Origin of the sequence: Pedobacter sp. AJM (assembly GCF_002197755.1) — a bacterium.
In the GTDB taxonomy this organism is placed as follows: Bacteria; Bacteroidota; Bacteroidia; order Sphingobacteriales; family Sphingobacteriaceae; genus Pedobacter.
Map to the genome: position 1 here is coordinate 629,520 of NZ_NHOT01000001.1, position 15,893 is coordinate 645,412.

The following is a 15,893-nucleotide window of genomic DNA, read 5'->3' on the forward strand; positions in this document are numbered from 1 at the left end:
TTTTTTTAAATAAAAACGTTAAAAAGACGCTTATTAATTTATGATCCTACTGAAACATTAAATTTTAGATGTATCTGTTAATTAAATTTTCCAGATATTCTTGTCTGCCACTTCTCACTTCGGGCTCTCCGTTTTCGGCAGCATAGTTTCTTAAATCTTCTAAAGTTAGTTTTCCCTGTTCAAATTCTGCTCCCTTTCCGCTATCAAAAGAGGCATAACGATCAGTTCTTATTTTTTTGTAATCAGATTTTTGCAGAATGGCGTCAGCAGTAACCAAAGCACGTGCAAAAATGTCCATACCGCCTACATGGGCATAAAATAAATCTTTGGGATCTGTAGAGTTACGGCGAATTTTAGCATCAAAATTCACACCACCACCCTGCAAGCCACCGCCTTCCAGGATAATCAGCATGGCTTCTGTTAACTCGTTAATATCATTTGGAAACTGATCCGTATCCCAGCCATTCTGGTAATCGCCGCGGTTTGCATCAATTGAACCCAATAAACCACTATCAACCGCAACCTGTAATTCATGCTGAAAAGTATGGCCGGCCAGGGTAGCGTGGTTAACCTCTAGATTTAATTTAAAATCATTTAATAAATCATACTGCTGTAAAAAGCCTTTAACCGTAGCAGCATCATAATCGTATTGGTGCTTTGAAGGTTCACAAGGCTTAGGCTCAATAAAGAAGGTACCTTTGAATCCTTGTTTACGGGCATAATCTTTGGCTGTATGTAAAAATTTGGCCAAATGCTCTTGCTCACGTTTCATATTCGTGTTCAGCAAACTCATGTAGCCCTCTCTACCACCCCAGAACACATAATTTTCACCACCTAAAGCAATTGTAGCATCTAATGCGGCCTTCACCTGTGCAGCACCATGTGCCAAAACCTTGAAATCGGGATTGGTAGAAGCGCCATTCATATAACGTTCATGGCTGAATAAATTTGCCGTTCCCCAAAGTAATTTCACACCACTCTCGGCCTGCTTTTGTTTGGCATATTCAACCAGTGTTTGTAACCTGTTTTCGTTTTCAGCAACATTATTACCATAATCAACCACATCCACATCATGAAAACAATAGTAAGGCAACTGCATTTTAGTAATAAATTCAAATGCAGCATCCATTTTGTCTTTAGCCCTTTCAACGGCATCTTTCTTTTCATCCCAAGGGAAAACATGGGTGGCACCACCAAAAGGATCTGCCCCGTTTCCGTTAAATGAATGCCAATAGGCACAAGCAAATTTAAAATGCTCATTCATGGTTTTTCCGGCCACTACTTTATCAGCATCATACCACCTGAAGGCAAGCGGATTATCACTTTCCAGACCTTCGAATTTAACCTGATCTATACCTTTAAAAAATTCTTTTTCTCCTGTTACGACGTTTTTCATTGTACTCTTAATTTGCGGTTCTGTTTATAATAATTTGATTAAAATTTCTTTCCATTCCTGATATACCGTTTCGTATTGATCCGTATTTTGGGGGGTTAGGGTTTTAATGACCTGGTGTTGCGTAAAAGCATCTTCAGCACTATTAAAAATTCCGGCACCTATTCCTGCGCCTAATGCCGCACCAACACTTCCGTCATTTTCGTATAATTCAACCGGGATACCGGTCACATCAACAAATGTCTGGGCAAATACCTCACTTAAAAATAAGTTGGCCCGGCCTGCCCGAATTACTTTTGGTTGCATCCCGTTTTCACGCAGGATATCTAAACCGTACCTGAAAGAAAAGGCAATGCCTTCCTGCACTGCGCGGAATATATCAGCCTGCTGATGAATGTTAAGATCAATACCCAGCAATTGTCCGCCTGTATATTTATTGTTCAGCATGCGTTCTGCCCCGTTTCCAAAAGGAATCACTTTTAAACCCTTACTGCCAATAGGCGAAGTTGCGGCCAGTGCATTCAATTCCGGATAGCTGGCATTTGGCGCAAAATTGTGTTTTGCCCACCGGTACATGCTGCCGGTTCCATTGATGCACAGCAACACGCCTGTATGTTTCTTTTCTTTGGTATAGGTGACATGGGCGAAGGTATTTACCCTTGATTCCTGATCGTAAGTTAACTGATCACTTACCCCATAAATAACGCCTGAGGTGCCTGCCGTTGCAGCAACTTCACCTGGCTTAAAAACATTCAGTGATAAGGCATTATTAGGCTGATCACCTGATTTATATGATACCGGAATGCCGGCTGCAAGCCCAAGCAAAGCCGCGGTTTCATCAAGCAGTTTTCCATGGGATGAAAATAATGGCTTCACTTCCGGAATAAGACTTTCTTCAAATCCGTAATATTTCATTAAATCGCTGGAAATCTTATCGTTCTGAAAATCCCAGAAAATCCCTTCTGATAAAGCCGGAATACTGGTAGTGATGCTTCCTGTTAATTTCATGGCAATAAAGTCGCCCGGCAACATGATCTTATCAATCTGCCCGAAAACCTCAGGCTCGTTTTCTTTCACCCAAGCCAGTTTAGAGGCCGTGAAATTGCCCGGAGAATTTAATAAATGTGATAAAGATTTTTCCCGACCAATGGCCTCGAAAGCACCGGCACCGATTTCAACAGCCCTGCTATCGCACCAGATGATACTGTCACGCAATACCTGTTGGGCTTTGTCTACCACGACTAAACCATGCATCTGGTAAGCAATGCCGATCGCCCTAATTTCTTTAGGATCAAAATCAGCTTTAGCATTCACTTTTAATATGGCTTGTTGTACATTTTCCCACCATTCTGCCGGCGATTGTTCTGCCCAACCGTTTCTAACAGATTTTATCGCTGTTTCCTCGTCAGGATATTGAGCTGTTGCCATACATTTTTGTGTGGCTGTCTCTACAACTGCAACTTTTATAGATGATGTACCAACATCAATACCTAATAAATACATTCGTTTATAATTGGATTTTTTTAATATTTGGTTATGCAAACGGTTGCATAAAGTTAATTGTAAAATTCTGAATCGCAAATTTTTTATCTTTTATAATGCTTTTTTTACCTGAAGCGACTGTTAGAGTTCACCTATTAAACCTTGATTTTAAATTTAAAAGATGAATAACACACCAAAGAAGCCAGTATTGCTGATAATTTATTACTTTAGTTACCATAAAATAAAAATGATGCAACAAATATCCTGGGATGATTTTGAAAAGGTAGAACTCAGAGTCGGAACGATTATAGAAGCTTTAGAATTTCCAGAAGCCAGACGTCCCGCATATAAATTACGTGTAGACTTTGGCGAGTTTGGTATAAAAACCAGTAGCGCCCAAATTACCAAACACTATACCTTAACAGAATTAATGGGCAGGCAAATTATAGGTGTGGTTAATTTCCCAAAGAAACAAATCGGAAAATTTATGTCTGAATTCCTGGTTACAGGATTTGCAGATGAAAATGGCGATATTGTATTATCTGCTGTGGAACGTAAAGTTCCCAATGGAAGCAAATTGGTATAAGTTGGCGAGGCAGATTTTATACTTTTCTTAAGCGGGAACCATTTTACAATCTATATTTCCCGCAGATCAATGAGATTCACGCAGATTCTTAATTACCTGAAATATCTCAACATCTTCTTTTATCCGCGAGATCTCCGCTAATCAGCGGAAACCTTTTACAATTTATATTCCCTGCAGATCAAAGTGATGTACGCAGATTGCTAATGGCCTGAAACAAAACCCTACTTTAATCCGCGAGATCTCCGCTAATCAGCGGGAACCTTTTTACATATTAAATCAGCCTTAAAGATTCTCTATATTTGCTTCATGAGTTTTTACAATTTCGATGACACTGATTCAGGTGAAGAAGATATCCATTACATGAAGCTGGCTTTAGAAGAGGCTAAAAAGGCATTGGCCGAAGATGAAATTCCCATTGGTGCTATTGTGGTGAGTAAAAACCGGATTATTGGACGGGGTTATAATTTAACAGAACGCTTTAACGATGTAACTGCACATGCTGAAATGCAGGCTTTCACTTCTGCAGCGCAAACCATTGGCGGTAAATATCTAAAAGATTGCACGTTATATGTAACGATTGAACCCTGTGTGATGTGTGCCGGGGCCAGTTACTGGACACAAATCAGCAGGATTGTGTATGGTGCACGGGAAGAAAAACGAGGTTTTATTTCTAAGGGGTCAAACCTCCTTCATCCAAAAACAATTTTGAAAGGAGGCGTATTGGCAGATGAATGTTCCTTATTGATGAAAAATTTCTTTGCCAGAAAACGTTAATTTTCAAATCTATTTTACGCATATTTTATTCTGATCAGGCTTTTACGAAAGTGAATACCATTTGATGATAATAACATGAACAAATCTTAACCTACGAATGTTATATTTGCTCAACAAACATTTTTAAATTTAAAACATAAAACTATGGCTTTTGAATTACCAGCGTTACATTACGCTACAGACGCATTAGAACCGTATATTGATAAAACTACCATGGAAATCCACCATGATAAACATCATCAGGCTTACGTAACGAACTTAAACAAAGCTGTTGAAGGCAAACCTGAAGCAAATTTAAGTATCGAAGAAATTGTTAAAAACATTTCAAAATATCCTGCTGCTGTTAGAAACAATGGCGGTGGTCATTATAATCACTCTTTGTTCTGGAACGTTTTAGGTCCGAACAAAGGTGGCGAGCCTACTGGCGATTTAGCTAAAGCGATTAATGAAACTTTTGGTTCATTTGCTGAATTAAAAACTAAATTACAGGAAGCTGGTGCAACCCGTTTTGGATCAGGCTGGGCCTGGTTATCTGTTGGTGCGGATAAAAAACTTCAGGTTTCATCTACACCAAACCAGGATAATCCTTTAATGGATGTTGCTGAAGTAAAAGGCACACCTATTTTCGGTATCGATGTTTGGGAGCATGCGTACTACTTAAAATATCAGAATAAACGCCCGGATTACTTAGCTGCCATCTGGAACGCAGTAAACTGGGATGCTGTTGCAGAACTTTACAAAAAAGCATTGTAAGCAAATCCATTTAAATCAGTGAGAAAGTCCCGGCATTAAAAATCGGGACTTTCTTGTTTTAAGATAATTACCTAACTTTACAGCTATTAAAACATTCAAAATGAAGCGGGTTATATTTTTACTCTTTATATTAGTTGGGATCAGTGGCTTGGTAAATGCACAACAAAATAAGGTTCCTACACCAGACGAGATTGCTAAAAAAAATGTAGATGATTTAGATAAAAGATTAAAACTAAACGATACGCAAAAAAGCGTTATTTATCGTTTTACCTTTAATCAGGCCAAGGAACAGGCAGATCTTATTAAAAGACAACAAGCTGGTAATTCACGTGAAGACGATGTTGACAAATTTTATAAACTGCAAAACGAAACCTCCAAAAATATCCGTAACGTATTAAAAGGTGAGCAACAAGCCGAATATGATAAGGTAATTGAAGAACGTTTGAGCGGTAAATCAGCTAAAGGAAAAAATAAGAAAAAGAAAAAAAGCGATGAAGAAGAAGTTCAGGGTGATATCAAAGGTCTTCTTTCTGCACCTCCATTAGAACAACAAAAGCAATAATCGTAATCATAAGGTTCCTCAAGAAATAATACTTTTATTCGTCATTGCGAGATGGCTTTTTCAGCAACGAAGTATCTTTCCTATCAGGGAATCCTGCAAAATAGATTCTTAATCAAAGCGTTGACTGCGATAAAGATTCTTCCTATATGATCAATACCATTCCAAAGTTTTTAACAGTGCTGGATATTAAATCCCAACAATATCCTTTTTTTTCTTTTGCTTCATGGTTTTAGGAATGATGGCTAAAATTTCCTCTTTTAAAGCATTCAGCATCCGCTTTTTGATAAAGTTTTTATGTGTAACCAAGCTGATCTCCCTCACTGGTTCAGGCGATTTGAAATGACGTATTTTCGCGGTTTGTTTCACACTTAACTCGGCAATAGCCAACTCAGGCAGCAAGGTTGCACCACCGTTTAAATCAACCATTCTGATCAATGTTTCTACGCTTCCTGTATTGTATTCCAAGCCCTGCATCCTGTTGTTTTTGGTAGACCGGCAAATATTTAAAACCTGGTTGCGCATACAATGTCCTTCGTTCAACAGCCAGATGTTTTCCTCGTTCAGGTCATCGGCATCAACTGCTTTCTTTCTATACAGCTTGCTATTTTTGCTGATATAACTTACAAAATTCTCATAGTACAGTGGTGTTTCAGAAATATGAGGATCTGTTAATGGCGTAGCCAAAATGCCGCAATCCAAAACACCTGTTTTAAGGTGGTGAACAATATCTTCAGTGGTATATTCCCAAATCAATAATTTAAGATCAGGATATTTTTCCAGCATGGCTGAAATCACCTCAGGTAATAGATAAGGAGCAATAGTAGGGATGACACCTATTTTAAGTTCTCCTAAAACATCTTGCTGCTGACTACTAATCAGTTCTTTCACCTTTCCGCTTTCCTGTAGAATTATCCTGGCTTGCGCGATTATCTGCGCACCAATTTCTGTTGGGAAAACGGGTTGTTTACTGCGGTCAAATATTTTAACACTTAACATTTCTTCCAGCTTTTGAACTTGCATACTTAGCGTGGGCTGCGTCACAAAACATTTTTCGGCAGCAGTGACAAAACTTCTGTAAGTATCAACAGCAACAATATATTCAAGCTGAACTAAAGTCATATCATAGAAATTGATTTATTTATTCAAAGATATAAATTTTAACTATAGCGGGAAATGATTGATGGATGGAATGAGTAAATGATAGCATGAAGAAATATTTAACTGATCGGTTTATGACAAATAGCTATACTCCATACCTTAACATGCTCTCATTTAAAATTCTTCATTTCAATTATTTTCTAATTTTTTAATCCCTGCTTTTAAAATCTTCGTATGCCAATGCAATTCCTTCCCTCAATTCAACCTGATGTTTCCAGCCTAAATCATGCAGTTTGGTCACATCCATCAGCTTTCTGGGTGTTCCATCAGGCTTGGTCTTATCAAAAACCAGTTCGCCATCATAGCCTAAAACATCTTTGATCAGCAACGCCAAATCTTTGATCGTTAAATCATGACCTGTACCAATATTGATTAGATGAGGTTCATTGTATGTTTGCATCAGAAAGTAACAGGCATCAGCCAGGTCATCAGCAAACAAAAACTCCCGCATTGGCGACCCTGATCCCCAAACCACTACTTCTTTTGCATCATTTACTTTCGCTTCATGAATTTTCCGGATCAGCGCAGGTAAAACGTGTGAATTTTGGGGATGATAATTATCATGATAACCATATAAATTAGTTGGCATAACGGAGATAAAATTAGCGCCATACTGATCACGGTATGCATCGCACATTTTGATACCGGCAATTTTTGCAATGGCATAAGGCTCGTTGGTTTCCTCTAAAGTTCCGGTGAGCAGATAATCTTCTTTTAAAGGCTGTGGTGCCAATTTGGGATAAATACAACTCGAGCCTAAAAACATTAGCTTTTTAACCTGATTAAGGTAAGCATGGTGGATAACATTATTTTGGATAGCTAAATTGTCATAAAGAAAATCTGCCCGGTAAGTATTATTCGCTACAATACCACCAACTTTCGCAGCAGCCAGAAAAACGTAATCAGGTTTTTCAACAGCAAAAAAATCAGCCACCGCCTGTTGGTTCCGAAGATCCAGCTCAGCAGACGTTCTGGTAATGATGTTGCTATATCCCTCTTTAACCAGTTTCCGGTAAATGGCAGATCCCACCATTCCACGATGCCCGGCTACATATATTTTTGCGTTCTTTTCCACAGTTATTTTTATAGGCCACAAAAATACAATTCCTTGATAAGAATGGCATTAATCTTTCTGTCAAAAGAACTTCGATATTGATTTAATTGTATTTTTGCAGAAAAATTAAACTTTTGGGTAAAGATAAACTTAGGCGTTTTGCAGAGATCGAAACCTTTGCAAACGTATATCAATTAGAAGAAGGCAAAGTATTAAAGGGAAATTGGGCAGCTCATCATTTCAAAAATACCAATCCGGTGGTGCTCGAACTCGCTTGTGGTAAAGGCGAATATTCCGTAAACCTGGCCAGGTTATTCCCGGATAAAAATTTCATCGGTATCGATTATAAAGGTAACCGCATCTGGCGTGGTGCCAAAACCGCTATTGAAGAAAGCATTGATAACGTTGCATTTCTGAGAATACAGATCGAAAATATCCTCGAGTATTTTGCAGAAGGTGAAATTGATGAAATCTGGATTACTTTTCCTGATCCTCAGCCACAGGATAGCCGGGAAAAAAAACGACTCACCTTTCCCGCATTTTTGAACCGATATAAACAGGTCTTGAAACCAGGTGGATGTGTAAACCTGAAAACAGATAACGACCAGCTTTATGCCTACACTGTTGAAAAAACAACAGCGTTAGGTTTGATCGTGCACAAAAATACGGATCATCTGTACACTTCGGAGTTTGCTGATGATGTATTATCGATCAAAACTTATTACGAAAAGAAATACTTATTACACGATAAAAACATCAATTACATCCAATTTTCATTTGAGTAATGAACACCAACTTTTACGAGCAGGTATATGAAATTGTGCGACTGATTCCGAAAGGCAGGGTTACCTCTTATGGTGCCATCGCGAAAAGTTTAGGTGCGGCAAAATCATCGAGAATGGTTGGTCATGCGATGCGTTTTGCAGGTACCGCACACCCGAAAGTACCGGCACATCGTGTGGTAAACAGCAGTGGATTACTAACGGGAAAGTTTCATTTCGGAACACCGGAAATGATGGAAGAATTATTGGCCAAAGAGGGTGTCCAGGTAAAAGGTGATAAGGTTTTAAATTTCAAACAGGTTTTCTGGAATCCGCTGGAAGAGATTACAGAATAACCGGCAAGCTTCTTTTATAATCTGTGATGGTAAAAATAATTAAAATCAAAAGACCTAAACAGGCATAAAACATTTCATCAACCACATTACCTTTAAACACAGTAAAGGCCAAAATAATTAAAGTGACGCTGACCACAAGTTCAAGTAAACCGTGAAGCTTTAGACTGATGATTTTAAAAATACCACCACTAAAATTGGTACAGATGGTTAAAAGAAATTGGACAATTCCGAGGGTATAAGATAATGTTGAACCGGTTTCAGAAAGACCAAAGAGATCTGGCGAAATCAGGAGCAACATCACCAGCATATAATCTAAAACGGCATGAAACTTAGGGGATATAATTTTCATATTCAATCATTTAATAAACAAACAATCGTCTCTTAAAAAAGATTTAAATTTTACAATATGGGAAAGTTAGTAGAAGAATTTAATGGCTATCGTGAAAAAATGAACGATAGAATCATGGAAATTGCAAATACAAACATCAAGCGTTTTTTTGCTTTAGATACCACTTCATATGCCGATGGTGCCTTAGATGTTAAAACAAAAGAAATGCTTGGTTTAGTTGCTTCAATGGTTTTACGTTGCGATGATTGCATTAAATATCATTTAGGAAAATGTCATGATGCTGGTGTAAACAGTGAAGAAATGAATGAAATTTTTATGATCGCCAACCTCGTAGGTGGAAGCATCGTAATCCCGCATTACAGAAGAGCAGTGGAGTATTGGGATGAGTTACAAAGTAGTTTGGAGTCTTAAGTTTGGAGTTTAGGGTGGCCGTTCAAATTCAGATAATGTAATTATATTTATCTATGGGAACGATTAAAGACTTACTTGCCTATCAAAAAGGCTTCATACTGGCTATGGATATTTTTATAATAACTAAGAAGTTTCCGGCAGATGAACGCTACAGTTTGACTGATCAAATTCGGAGATGCTCCAGAAGCGTTTGTGCCAACCTGGCGGAGGCATACCGAAAACGAAGATATCCAAATCACTTTGTAAGCAAATTATCAGATGCTGATACTGAAAATGGCGAAACACAAACATGGTTGGAGTTTGCTTTAGCTTGTGACTATATCAGTAATGTTGAATTTGAGAAACTAAATAGTCAAGCTGAAGAGGTTGCAAAATTATTAGTTTACATGATGAACAATCCTGAGCGTTTCCTAATTAAAAATACACCATAATCACACTTTTAAAAAAAAAGTAACCAACTATAGTTTTGTTCTATCCATATGCTTTTATACTCTATTAAGTATTTCTCATTATTCCTAGCAAGCTTAACTCTGAGCTAGTTATCGCATAGAATCTAAACTCCAAGCTAGCCATCCCGCAAACTCAAAACTCAAAACTCCAAACTCGCCACCATGCATACTCAAAACGCCAAACTCAAAACTCAAAACTCCCTAATACGCTGCACCTGGGCCGGCACTGATCCGCTATACATCAAATATCATGATGAAGAATGGGGTAAGCCTGTTTATGATGATCAAACTTTATTTGAATTTCTGATCCTGGAGGGCGCGCAGGCCGGCTTAAGCTGGGTTACCATTCTTCGCAGAAGGGAAAATTACCGCAGAGCCTTTGCCAATTTTGACGTACAAAAAGTGGCAGCATTTAATGAGCAGGATGTTGAACGCCTCCTGAACGATCAGGGGATCATCAGAAACAAACTGAAGGTAAATGCTGCAATTTTAAACGCCAGACTGTTTATCGAAATTCAAAAAGAATTCGGAAGTTTCTACAATTATATCTGGGCTTATATTCCTGGTCATAAAACCATTGAAAACAATATTCAGAAGATGAGCGATGTACCAGCCAGCACAGAAATCTCCGATCGGATGAGCAAGGATATGAAAAAACGTGGCTTTAAGTTTTTCGGTACCACCATTTGTTATGCTTTTATGCAGGCCACTGGTATGGTAAATGATCATTTAATGAATTGCTGTGCGCGATAATTAATGATTTTCAAACCTTAGAACCTGATAAATTTGTTGTATACTAACGTTGAAACCCCTGGTTATTTTAGCTTTCGTGCTACATCTTTAACCCATAGTTAATCTCGATCTTAAAATCATTCAATCCTGTAAGTCCTCGTTATTTCTTCACCTCATTATAGGCTTTTACCAATTCAATTACATCGCGAATATTATATTCAGCGCTATATTCGACTTTCTCTTTAAAACCCGGAGCATCGCCCAGCTTTTGCAGTAAAATGGTTCGCACAGCAGCACGCTTATCATCATCAGTAATGGCCTTAACCGATAGTTCCTGCAGCGGACCTGAACCTGGTTTTTCAATAAAGTATCTTACTGCAGATGCACCGGCAGGCTTTTCTCGCCTGGCATTACCGCCACCACCTATGCTAATTCCTCCACCCATGCCCATGCCACCAAAACCTCCGGTTCCTGCTCCAATTCCCACAGACGGACGAAACCTAACTTTTCTATCCTTCGCTGCAGGCACCAGATCGCCCCCACCAAAAGAATATAAATTCACTGCCCCCAACTCCATTACTTTTACAAAGCGGTATTCAAAATTTTTACCGTTAGCAAAACCTTTACTTAGGAAAGCATTGCCGTTCCAGAAAAAATTCTTCACGTCCTTAGCCGGCAGAACAACATCACTTTCATCATTGGCACTGATTAAAACAGAGAAATAATCTGTTCCTTTTATGGTACCACGAATCACATCGTCATTATTTTTTACGATGAAATCCTGGGCGAAAAGATGGGTTATTGAAAATAAGAAAAGAGATACAGCAAATAGAAACTTCATCATATGAATAGCCTTTATACAAATAACGTGAACTCAAACCTAAATCTTATTATTTAAACCATAAAGTTGCATTTTTTTTAATCCTTTGCATTCACTGGATTTTGTTGAAAAAGCATTTTAATGATTTGGCTAACTTTGGTTACTTTTACTCGAATAAGTAAACAATAAACCGGAGTAATCCTTTTTATCTGTGTAATCAATATTTTATGAAAAAACTCTTTCTTCTAGATGGAATGGCATTGATGTATCGGGCGCATTTTGCATTAAGTAAAAATCCCCGATTCACTTCTTCCGGAATTAATACATCTGCTGTTATGGGCTTTACCAATACACTGCTTGATGTTTTAAAGAAAGAAAAGCCAAGCCATATGGCGGTGGTTTTTGATACGGATGCACCAACGGAAAGACATACATCCTTTGAAGCCTATAAAGCACAACGCCAGGCCATGCCGGAAGATCTGGCGGCAGCCATGCCATATGTAATTAAACTCATCACCGGCTTTAATATTCCGGTGATTACGTCTGATGGCTATGAAGCGGATGATATTATTGGTACCCTGGCAAAAAAAGCCGAGCAAAAAGGCTATCAGGTTTTCTGCATGACCCCGGATAAAGATTTTGCTCAGCTGGTATCTGAAAATATCTTTATTTATAAACCCGCCCGTATGGGTAACGACATGGAAATTCTGGGCGTTAAAGAGGTACTGGCCAAATGGGAAATTGAGAACGTACTCCAGGTGATTGATATTTTAGGATTATGGGGTGATGCTGTGGATAATATCCCTGGGATTCCGGGAATCGGCGAAAAAACCGCCAAGTCTTTAATCAAGACCTATGGATCTATGGAAAATATCATTGCCCACTCGCACGAGCTTAAAGGTAAGCAACGTGAAAATGTAGAAAACTTTGCTGAACAGGGATTAATTTCAAAAAAGCTGGCCACTATTATTTTAGATGTTCCCGTAGAATTAGATGAGGCCAGTTTAGAAATCTGCGATCCTAGTCGTGATTTGCTCGAACCTCTTTTTACTGAACTTGAATTTAGAACTTTAGGTCGCCGTGTTTTTGGTGATGAATTTTCTGTAACCACTGCCAGGTTTGGAGAAGGCACACAGACAGACTTATTTGGCAATCAATCCGGAGAATCCATCCAATATACCAACACTTTAGAAGAGGAACCTGCAGAGAAGCTGCCAGCCAAAACGATAGAAAACACCGAACATGATTATCAGCTGGTGGATACGGCTGAAAAACGTGCTGATTTAATTAAACTTTTATTAGCAGAGCCTAAAATTTCTTTCGATACCGAAACCACCGGAACAGATGCCAACATTGCCGATCTTGTAGGTTTGTCATTCTCTATTAAACCCGGAACCGGATATTATATTCCGCTTTCTGCAGTCAGAGACGAAGCACAGGCCATTGTTGATGAGTTTCGGGTAGTTTTAGAAAATCCGGAAATTGAGAAAATCGGACAAAACACTAAATATGACATTCTGGTTCTGAAATGGTATGGTATAGAAGTTCAGGGGAAAATTTTTGATACCATGCTAGCCCACTACCTGATTGATCCGGATACGCGACATGGGATGGATATTTTAGCTGAAAATTACCTGGGTTATTCGCCCATCTCCATTACCAAGCTGATTGGTCCAAAAGGAAAAAACCAAGGAACGATGCGTGATGTTCCGGTGGAAGACGTTGTAGATTATGCTGCTGAAGATGCTGATGTAACCTTGCAACTGGCTCAAATCTTTGAACCGAAATTGGTAGAGCTCAATGCCGCTAAACTTGCAGAAGAAATAGAAAATCCTTTGGTATATGTTCTTGCTGATATCGAAAAAGAAGGTGTTCGCATTGATATGAACACGCTTAAAGCTTATTCTGCCGAATTGGAGATTGAAATCCGCAAAGCAGAGCAAAGCGTTTATGAAAAAGCGGGCTTAACCTTCAATTTAGCCTCTCCAAAACAATTGGGCGAAGTTTTATTTGATAAACTACAGCTTGATCCTAAAGCTAAGAAAACAAAAACAGGACAGTATCAAACCGGCGAAGATGTACTCATGGCCCTGGCAAATAAGAGCGATATTGTAAAAGACATTTTAGATTTCAGGCAGTTACAAAAACTAAAATCTACTTATGTTGATGCACTACCATTAATGGTCAATCCAAAAACGGGCCGGGTGCATACTTCATACAATCAGGCTGTTGCCGCAACAGGCCGGTTAAGTTCTAACAACCCTAACCTTCAGAACATCCCTATTCGTACGGAAAGAGGAAGAGAGGTACGTAAGGCATTTATTGCCCGGGATGAGAACCATATCTTGCTGTCTGCGGATTATTCTCAAATTGAATTAAGGATAATTGCCGAAATCAGTAAAGAAGAAAACATGCTGGATGCTTTTAACAACGGCATTGATATTCATACCGCCACAGCAGCAAAAGTATATGGCGTAAGTATTGAAGATGTAGATAGTACGCAGAGAAGAAATGCAAAGGCGGTTAACTTCGGTATTATTTACGGCCAATCTGCTTTTGGTTTATCGCAAAACCTGGGCATACCGCGTAAAGAGGCTGCTGATATCATTGAACAGTATTTCACCCAGTATCCGGGTATTAAGCGATATATGAGCGATACCATGAACTTTGCCAGGGAAAATGGTTTTGTAGAGACGATTATGGGTAGAAGACGTTATTTAAGAGACATTAACTCAGCCAATCAAACAGTACGTGGTTTTGCAGAACGAAATGCTATTAACGCACCTATCCAAGGTTCGGCAGCAGACATGATCAAAATTGCGATGATCAACATTCATCGCGAAATGAAAGCACAAAATCTGCAGTCAACCATGACCATGCAGGTACATGATGAGCTTGTGTTTGATGTAGTTAAATCTGAAAAAGAAGTGATGAAATCTATTATCCAGGATAAGATGGCCAATGCCATTAAGTTAACCGTTCCAATTGTAGTAGAAATTGGTGAAGGAGATAACTGGTTGGCCGCTCATTAAATTAAATAGTCATCTTCATTAAAACTTCATTACGATTAATCAATTTTACATCAACAAATAAACGAGTAAAACAAAAAAATAAAGAATTATGAAAAAGTTATTAAGTTTAATCGCAATCGCAGCATTTGGTTTATCTACAGCATTTGCTCAAACACCTGCAACAACTCCGGCTAAAGCTAAAACTGTTGTTAAAAAAGAAGTAAAAACTACAACAGCTCCTGCAAAAGCAGCTGCAAAACAAGAAACTAAAAAAGTAGAGACAAAAACAACTACGGCAACTTCTAAAGTTAAAGCTGATGGTACTCCGGATAAACGTTTTAAAGAAAATAAAACTAAATCAGTAACTAAAGTTGATGTAAAAACTAAAAAAGACGGTACACCAGATATGCGCTATAAAGCAAATAAAACTGCTGCTAAAAAAAATTAGGTTAGTATGATGATTGAAAAAGGGTTCTGACGAAAGTTAGAACCCTTTTTTTATTATCCTCTTTCTGGTATACTTACCCGTCAGAAATCATATAACAAATCAGCTATAAACTGATGGTTTCACCAATCTTTGGAAGCAATAACGTTTTGTCCTCGCGCTTAAATTTGGCTATCGCATCTTCTTCATTGATACTAATCGGAGGAAAAGTATTATAATGTACACCTATTATCTGATCACAATTGATGTATTTAGCTGCGATAACAGCATCGTCTACATCCATCGTATAGTGACCACCGATAGGTAAAATGGCATAATCGAGGTGATGCAGTTCAGCCAATAACTTCATTTCTGAGGTTAAAGCCGTATCGCCGGCAAAATAAATTTGCTTACCCTCTAGTCCCAGCACAAAACCCGCCGGATTTCCGCCATAGCTTCCATCAGGATTTGAACTGCTGTGAACAGCCCATACGGTACGCAATTTACCAAAAGGCATTGTTTGTGTCCCAAAATTAATGTCGGTAACCTTTTCAACACCTTGTTCCTTTATCCATTTGGCTACCTCTACCACTGCAATAACCTGTGCATCGGTTTGCTTAGCCAATTCCACTAAGTCAGCCACATGGTCACCGTGCCCATGACTAACCAAAATATAATCGGCTTCAATTTTAGAGGTATCAACATCCTTTGCCAGTGGGTTTGATTTAATAAACGGATCAAAGAGGAATTTTTTGCCATCTGCTTCAATTAAAAAGCAAGACTGACCATAATATGTATATTTCATATATCGGAGATTT

At 38.5% G+C, this 15,893-nt stretch carries 18 protein-coding genes; 11 read left to right on the plus strand and 7 right to left on the minus strand.

Annotated elements, in window-relative coordinates:
- Nucleotides 1-64 precede the first annotated feature (64 nt).
- Both xylA and CBW18_RS02655 read right to left on the minus strand, forming a co-directional pair.
- Nucleotides 65-1,396, minus strand: coding sequence for a xylose isomerase (gene xylA, locus CBW18_RS02650; RefSeq protein WP_088299682.1), 1,332 nt, complete (start codon nt 1,394-1,396; stop codon nt 65-67).
- Nucleotides 1,397-1,420: 24 nt separating this feature from the next.
- Nucleotides 1,421-2,896, minus strand: a complete 1,476-nt coding sequence (locus CBW18_RS02655; protein WP_088299683.1) for a xylulokinase — start codon at nt 2,894-2,896, stop codon at nt 1,421-1,423.
- Nucleotides 2,897-3,125: 229 nt separating this feature from the next.
- On the opposite strand from CBW18_RS02655, the gene CBW18_RS02660 reads away from it, so the two are divergent.
- The 4 genes from CBW18_RS02660 (at nt 3,126) to CBW18_RS02675 (ending at nt 5,550) form a co-directional block, all read left to right on the plus strand.
- The gene (locus CBW18_RS02660) at nt 3,126-3,461 is read left to right on the plus strand and encodes a tRNA-binding protein (RefSeq protein ID WP_088299947.1); all 336 of its coding nucleotides are present in this window, start codon (nt 3,126-3,128) and stop codon (nt 3,459-3,461) included.
- 306 nt (nt 3,462-3,767) lie between these two features.
- Nucleotides 3,768-4,235 carry a nucleoside deaminase gene (locus tag CBW18_RS02665; protein ID WP_088299684.1) on the plus strand — a complete coding sequence of 156 codons (468 nt, stop codon included), beginning with the start codon at nt 3,768-3,770 and terminating at the stop codon, nt 4,233-4,235.
- A 144-nt stretch (nt 4,236-4,379) separates the two neighbouring features.
- A complete protein-coding gene (locus CBW18_RS02670; protein ID WP_088299685.1) occupies nt 4,380-4,988 on the plus strand; it encodes a superoxide dismutase in 609 nt (202 codons plus the stop codon).
- Nucleotides 4,989-5,088: 100 nt separating this feature from the next.
- Nucleotides 5,089-5,550, plus strand: coding sequence for a hypothetical protein (locus CBW18_RS02675; RefSeq protein ID WP_088299686.1), 462 nt, complete (start codon nt 5,089-5,091; stop codon nt 5,548-5,550).
- A gap of 186 nt (nt 5,551-5,736) precedes the next feature.
- Here the strand turns inward: CBW18_RS02675 and CBW18_RS02680 are convergent, their stop codons facing one another.
- Nucleotides 5,737-6,669, minus strand: coding sequence for a hydrogen peroxide-inducible genes activator (locus CBW18_RS02680; protein WP_088299687.1), 933 nt, complete (start codon nt 6,667-6,669; stop codon nt 5,737-5,739).
- Between the two features lie 187 nt (nt 6,670-6,856).
- Complete coding sequence (locus CBW18_RS02685) at nt 6,857-7,783, minus strand: GDP-L-fucose synthase (protein ID WP_088299688.1); 927 nt, start codon at nt 7,781-7,783, stop codon at nt 6,857-6,859.
- Nucleotides 7,784-7,896: 113 nt separating this feature from the next.
- On the opposite strand from CBW18_RS02685, the gene trmB reads away from it, so the two are divergent.
- Both trmB and CBW18_RS02695 read left to right on the plus strand, forming a co-directional pair.
- A complete protein-coding gene (trmB, locus tag CBW18_RS02690) occupies nt 7,897-8,547 on the plus strand; it encodes a tRNA (guanosine(46)-N7)-methyltransferase TrmB (protein ID WP_088299689.1) in 651 nt (216 codons plus the stop codon).
- The gene (locus CBW18_RS02695) at nt 8,547-8,879 is read left to right on the plus strand and encodes an MGMT family protein (protein ID WP_088299690.1); all 333 of its coding nucleotides are present in this window, start codon (nt 8,547-8,549) and stop codon (nt 8,877-8,879) included. Before trmB ends, CBW18_RS02695 begins: the two co-directional genes overlap by 1 nt.
- Here CBW18_RS02695 and CBW18_RS02700 read toward each other — a convergent pair.
- A complete protein-coding gene (locus CBW18_RS02700; RefSeq protein WP_088299691.1) occupies nt 8,869-9,228 on the minus strand; it encodes a hypothetical protein in 360 nt (119 codons plus the stop codon). The two genes, CBW18_RS02695 and CBW18_RS02700, sit on opposite strands and share 11 nt — an antisense overlap.
- Nucleotides 9,229-9,285: 57 nt before the next feature.
- Between CBW18_RS02700 and CBW18_RS02705 the strand changes: the two genes are divergently transcribed.
- The 3 genes from CBW18_RS02705 to CBW18_RS02715 all read left to right on the plus strand — a co-directional run bounded on the left by CBW18_RS02705 (nt 9,286) and on the right by CBW18_RS02715 (nt 10,841).
- Nucleotides 9,286-9,639: a carboxymuconolactone decarboxylase family protein gene (locus CBW18_RS02705; RefSeq protein ID WP_088299692.1), complete on the plus strand. Its 354-nt coding sequence runs from the start codon at nt 9,286-9,288 to the stop codon at nt 9,637-9,639.
- Nucleotides 9,640-9,692: 53 nt separating this feature from the next.
- Complete coding sequence (locus CBW18_RS02710; protein WP_088299693.1) at nt 9,693-10,070, plus strand: four helix bundle protein; 378 nt, start codon at nt 9,693-9,695, stop codon at nt 10,068-10,070.
- A 180-nt stretch (nt 10,071-10,250) separates the two neighbouring features.
- On the plus strand, nt 10,251-10,841 hold the full coding sequence (locus CBW18_RS02715; protein WP_088299694.1) for a DNA-3-methyladenine glycosylase I: 591 nt from the start codon (nt 10,251-10,253) through the stop codon (nt 10,839-10,841).
- 139 nt (nt 10,842-10,980) lie between these two features.
- Here the strand turns inward: CBW18_RS02715 and CBW18_RS02720 are convergent, their stop codons facing one another.
- A complete protein-coding gene (locus CBW18_RS02720) occupies nt 10,981-11,664 on the minus strand; it encodes a hypothetical protein (RefSeq protein WP_140418622.1) in 684 nt (227 codons plus the stop codon).
- Between the two features lie 203 nt (nt 11,665-11,867).
- Here CBW18_RS02720 and polA point away from each other — a divergent pair, with 203 nt between their 5' ends.
- The gene (gene polA / locus CBW18_RS02725) at nt 11,868-14,672 is read left to right on the plus strand and encodes a DNA polymerase I (RefSeq protein WP_088299696.1); all 2,805 of its coding nucleotides are present in this window, start codon (nt 11,868-11,870) and stop codon (nt 14,670-14,672) included.
- Nucleotides 14,673-14,760: 88 nt separating this feature from the next.
- Nucleotides 14,761-15,099 (plus strand): hypothetical protein, encoded by a 339-nt coding sequence (locus tag CBW18_RS02730; RefSeq protein ID WP_088299697.1) that lies wholly within the window; start codon nt 14,761-14,763, stop codon nt 15,097-15,099.
- 103 nt (nt 15,100-15,202) lie between these two features.
- Here CBW18_RS02730 and CBW18_RS02735 read toward each other — a convergent pair whose 3' ends face one another.
- Complete coding sequence (locus tag CBW18_RS02735) at nt 15,203-15,880, minus strand: metal-dependent hydrolase (protein WP_088299698.1); 678 nt, start codon at nt 15,878-15,880, stop codon at nt 15,203-15,205.
- Nucleotides 15,881-15,893: the final 13 nt, after the last annotated feature.

Excerpts from the sequence above, each read along its gene's own strand:
- xylA (WP_088299682.1), bottom strand. The coding sequence starts at position 1,396 with ATGAAAAACGTCGTAACAGGAGAAAAAGAATTTTTTAAAGGTATAGAT.
- CBW18_RS02655 (WP_088299683.1), bottom strand. The coding sequence starts at position 2,896 with ATGTATTTATTAGGTATTGATGTTGGTACATCATCTATAAAAGTTGCA.
- CBW18_RS02660 (WP_088299947.1), top strand. The coding sequence starts at position 3,126 with ATGCAACAAATATCCTGGGATGATTTTGAAAAGGTAGAACTCAGAGTC.
- CBW18_RS02665 (WP_088299684.1), top strand. The coding sequence starts at position 3,768 with ATGAGTTTTTACAATTTCGATGACACTGATTCAGGTGAAGAAGATATC.
- CBW18_RS02670 (WP_088299685.1), top strand. The coding sequence starts at position 4,380 with ATGGCTTTTGAATTACCAGCGTTACATTACGCTACAGACGCATTAGAA.
- CBW18_RS02675 (WP_088299686.1), top strand. The coding sequence starts at position 5,089 with ATGAAGCGGGTTATATTTTTACTCTTTATATTAGTTGGGATCAGTGGC.
- CBW18_RS02680 (WP_088299687.1), bottom strand. The coding sequence starts at position 6,669 with ATGACTTTAGTTCAGCTTGAATATATTGTTGCTGTTGATACTTACAGA.
- CBW18_RS02695 (WP_088299690.1), top strand. The coding sequence starts at position 8,547 with ATGAACACCAACTTTTACGAGCAGGTATATGAAATTGTGCGACTGATT.
- CBW18_RS02700 (WP_088299691.1), bottom strand. The coding sequence starts at position 9,228 with ATGAAAATTATATCCCCTAAGTTTCATGCCGTTTTAGATTATATGCTG.
- CBW18_RS02705 (WP_088299692.1), top strand. The coding sequence starts at position 9,286 with ATGGGAAAGTTAGTAGAAGAATTTAATGGCTATCGTGAAAAAATGAAC.
- CBW18_RS02710 (WP_088299693.1), top strand. The coding sequence starts at position 9,693 with ATGGGAACGATTAAAGACTTACTTGCCTATCAAAAAGGCTTCATACTG.
- CBW18_RS02715 (WP_088299694.1), top strand. The coding sequence starts at position 10,251 with ATGCATACTCAAAACGCCAAACTCAAAACTCAAAACTCCCTAATACGC.
- CBW18_RS02720 (WP_140418622.1), bottom strand. The coding sequence starts at position 11,664 with ATGATGAAGTTTCTATTTGCTGTATCTCTTTTCTTATTTTCAATAACC.
- polA (WP_088299696.1), top strand. The coding sequence starts at position 11,868 with ATGAAAAAACTCTTTCTTCTAGATGGAATGGCATTGATGTATCGGGCG.
- CBW18_RS02730 (WP_088299697.1), top strand. The coding sequence starts at position 14,761 with ATGAAAAAGTTATTAAGTTTAATCGCAATCGCAGCATTTGGTTTATCT.
- CBW18_RS02735 (WP_088299698.1), bottom strand. The coding sequence starts at position 15,880 with ATGAAATATACATATTATGGTCAGTCTTGCTTTTTAATTGAAGCAGAT.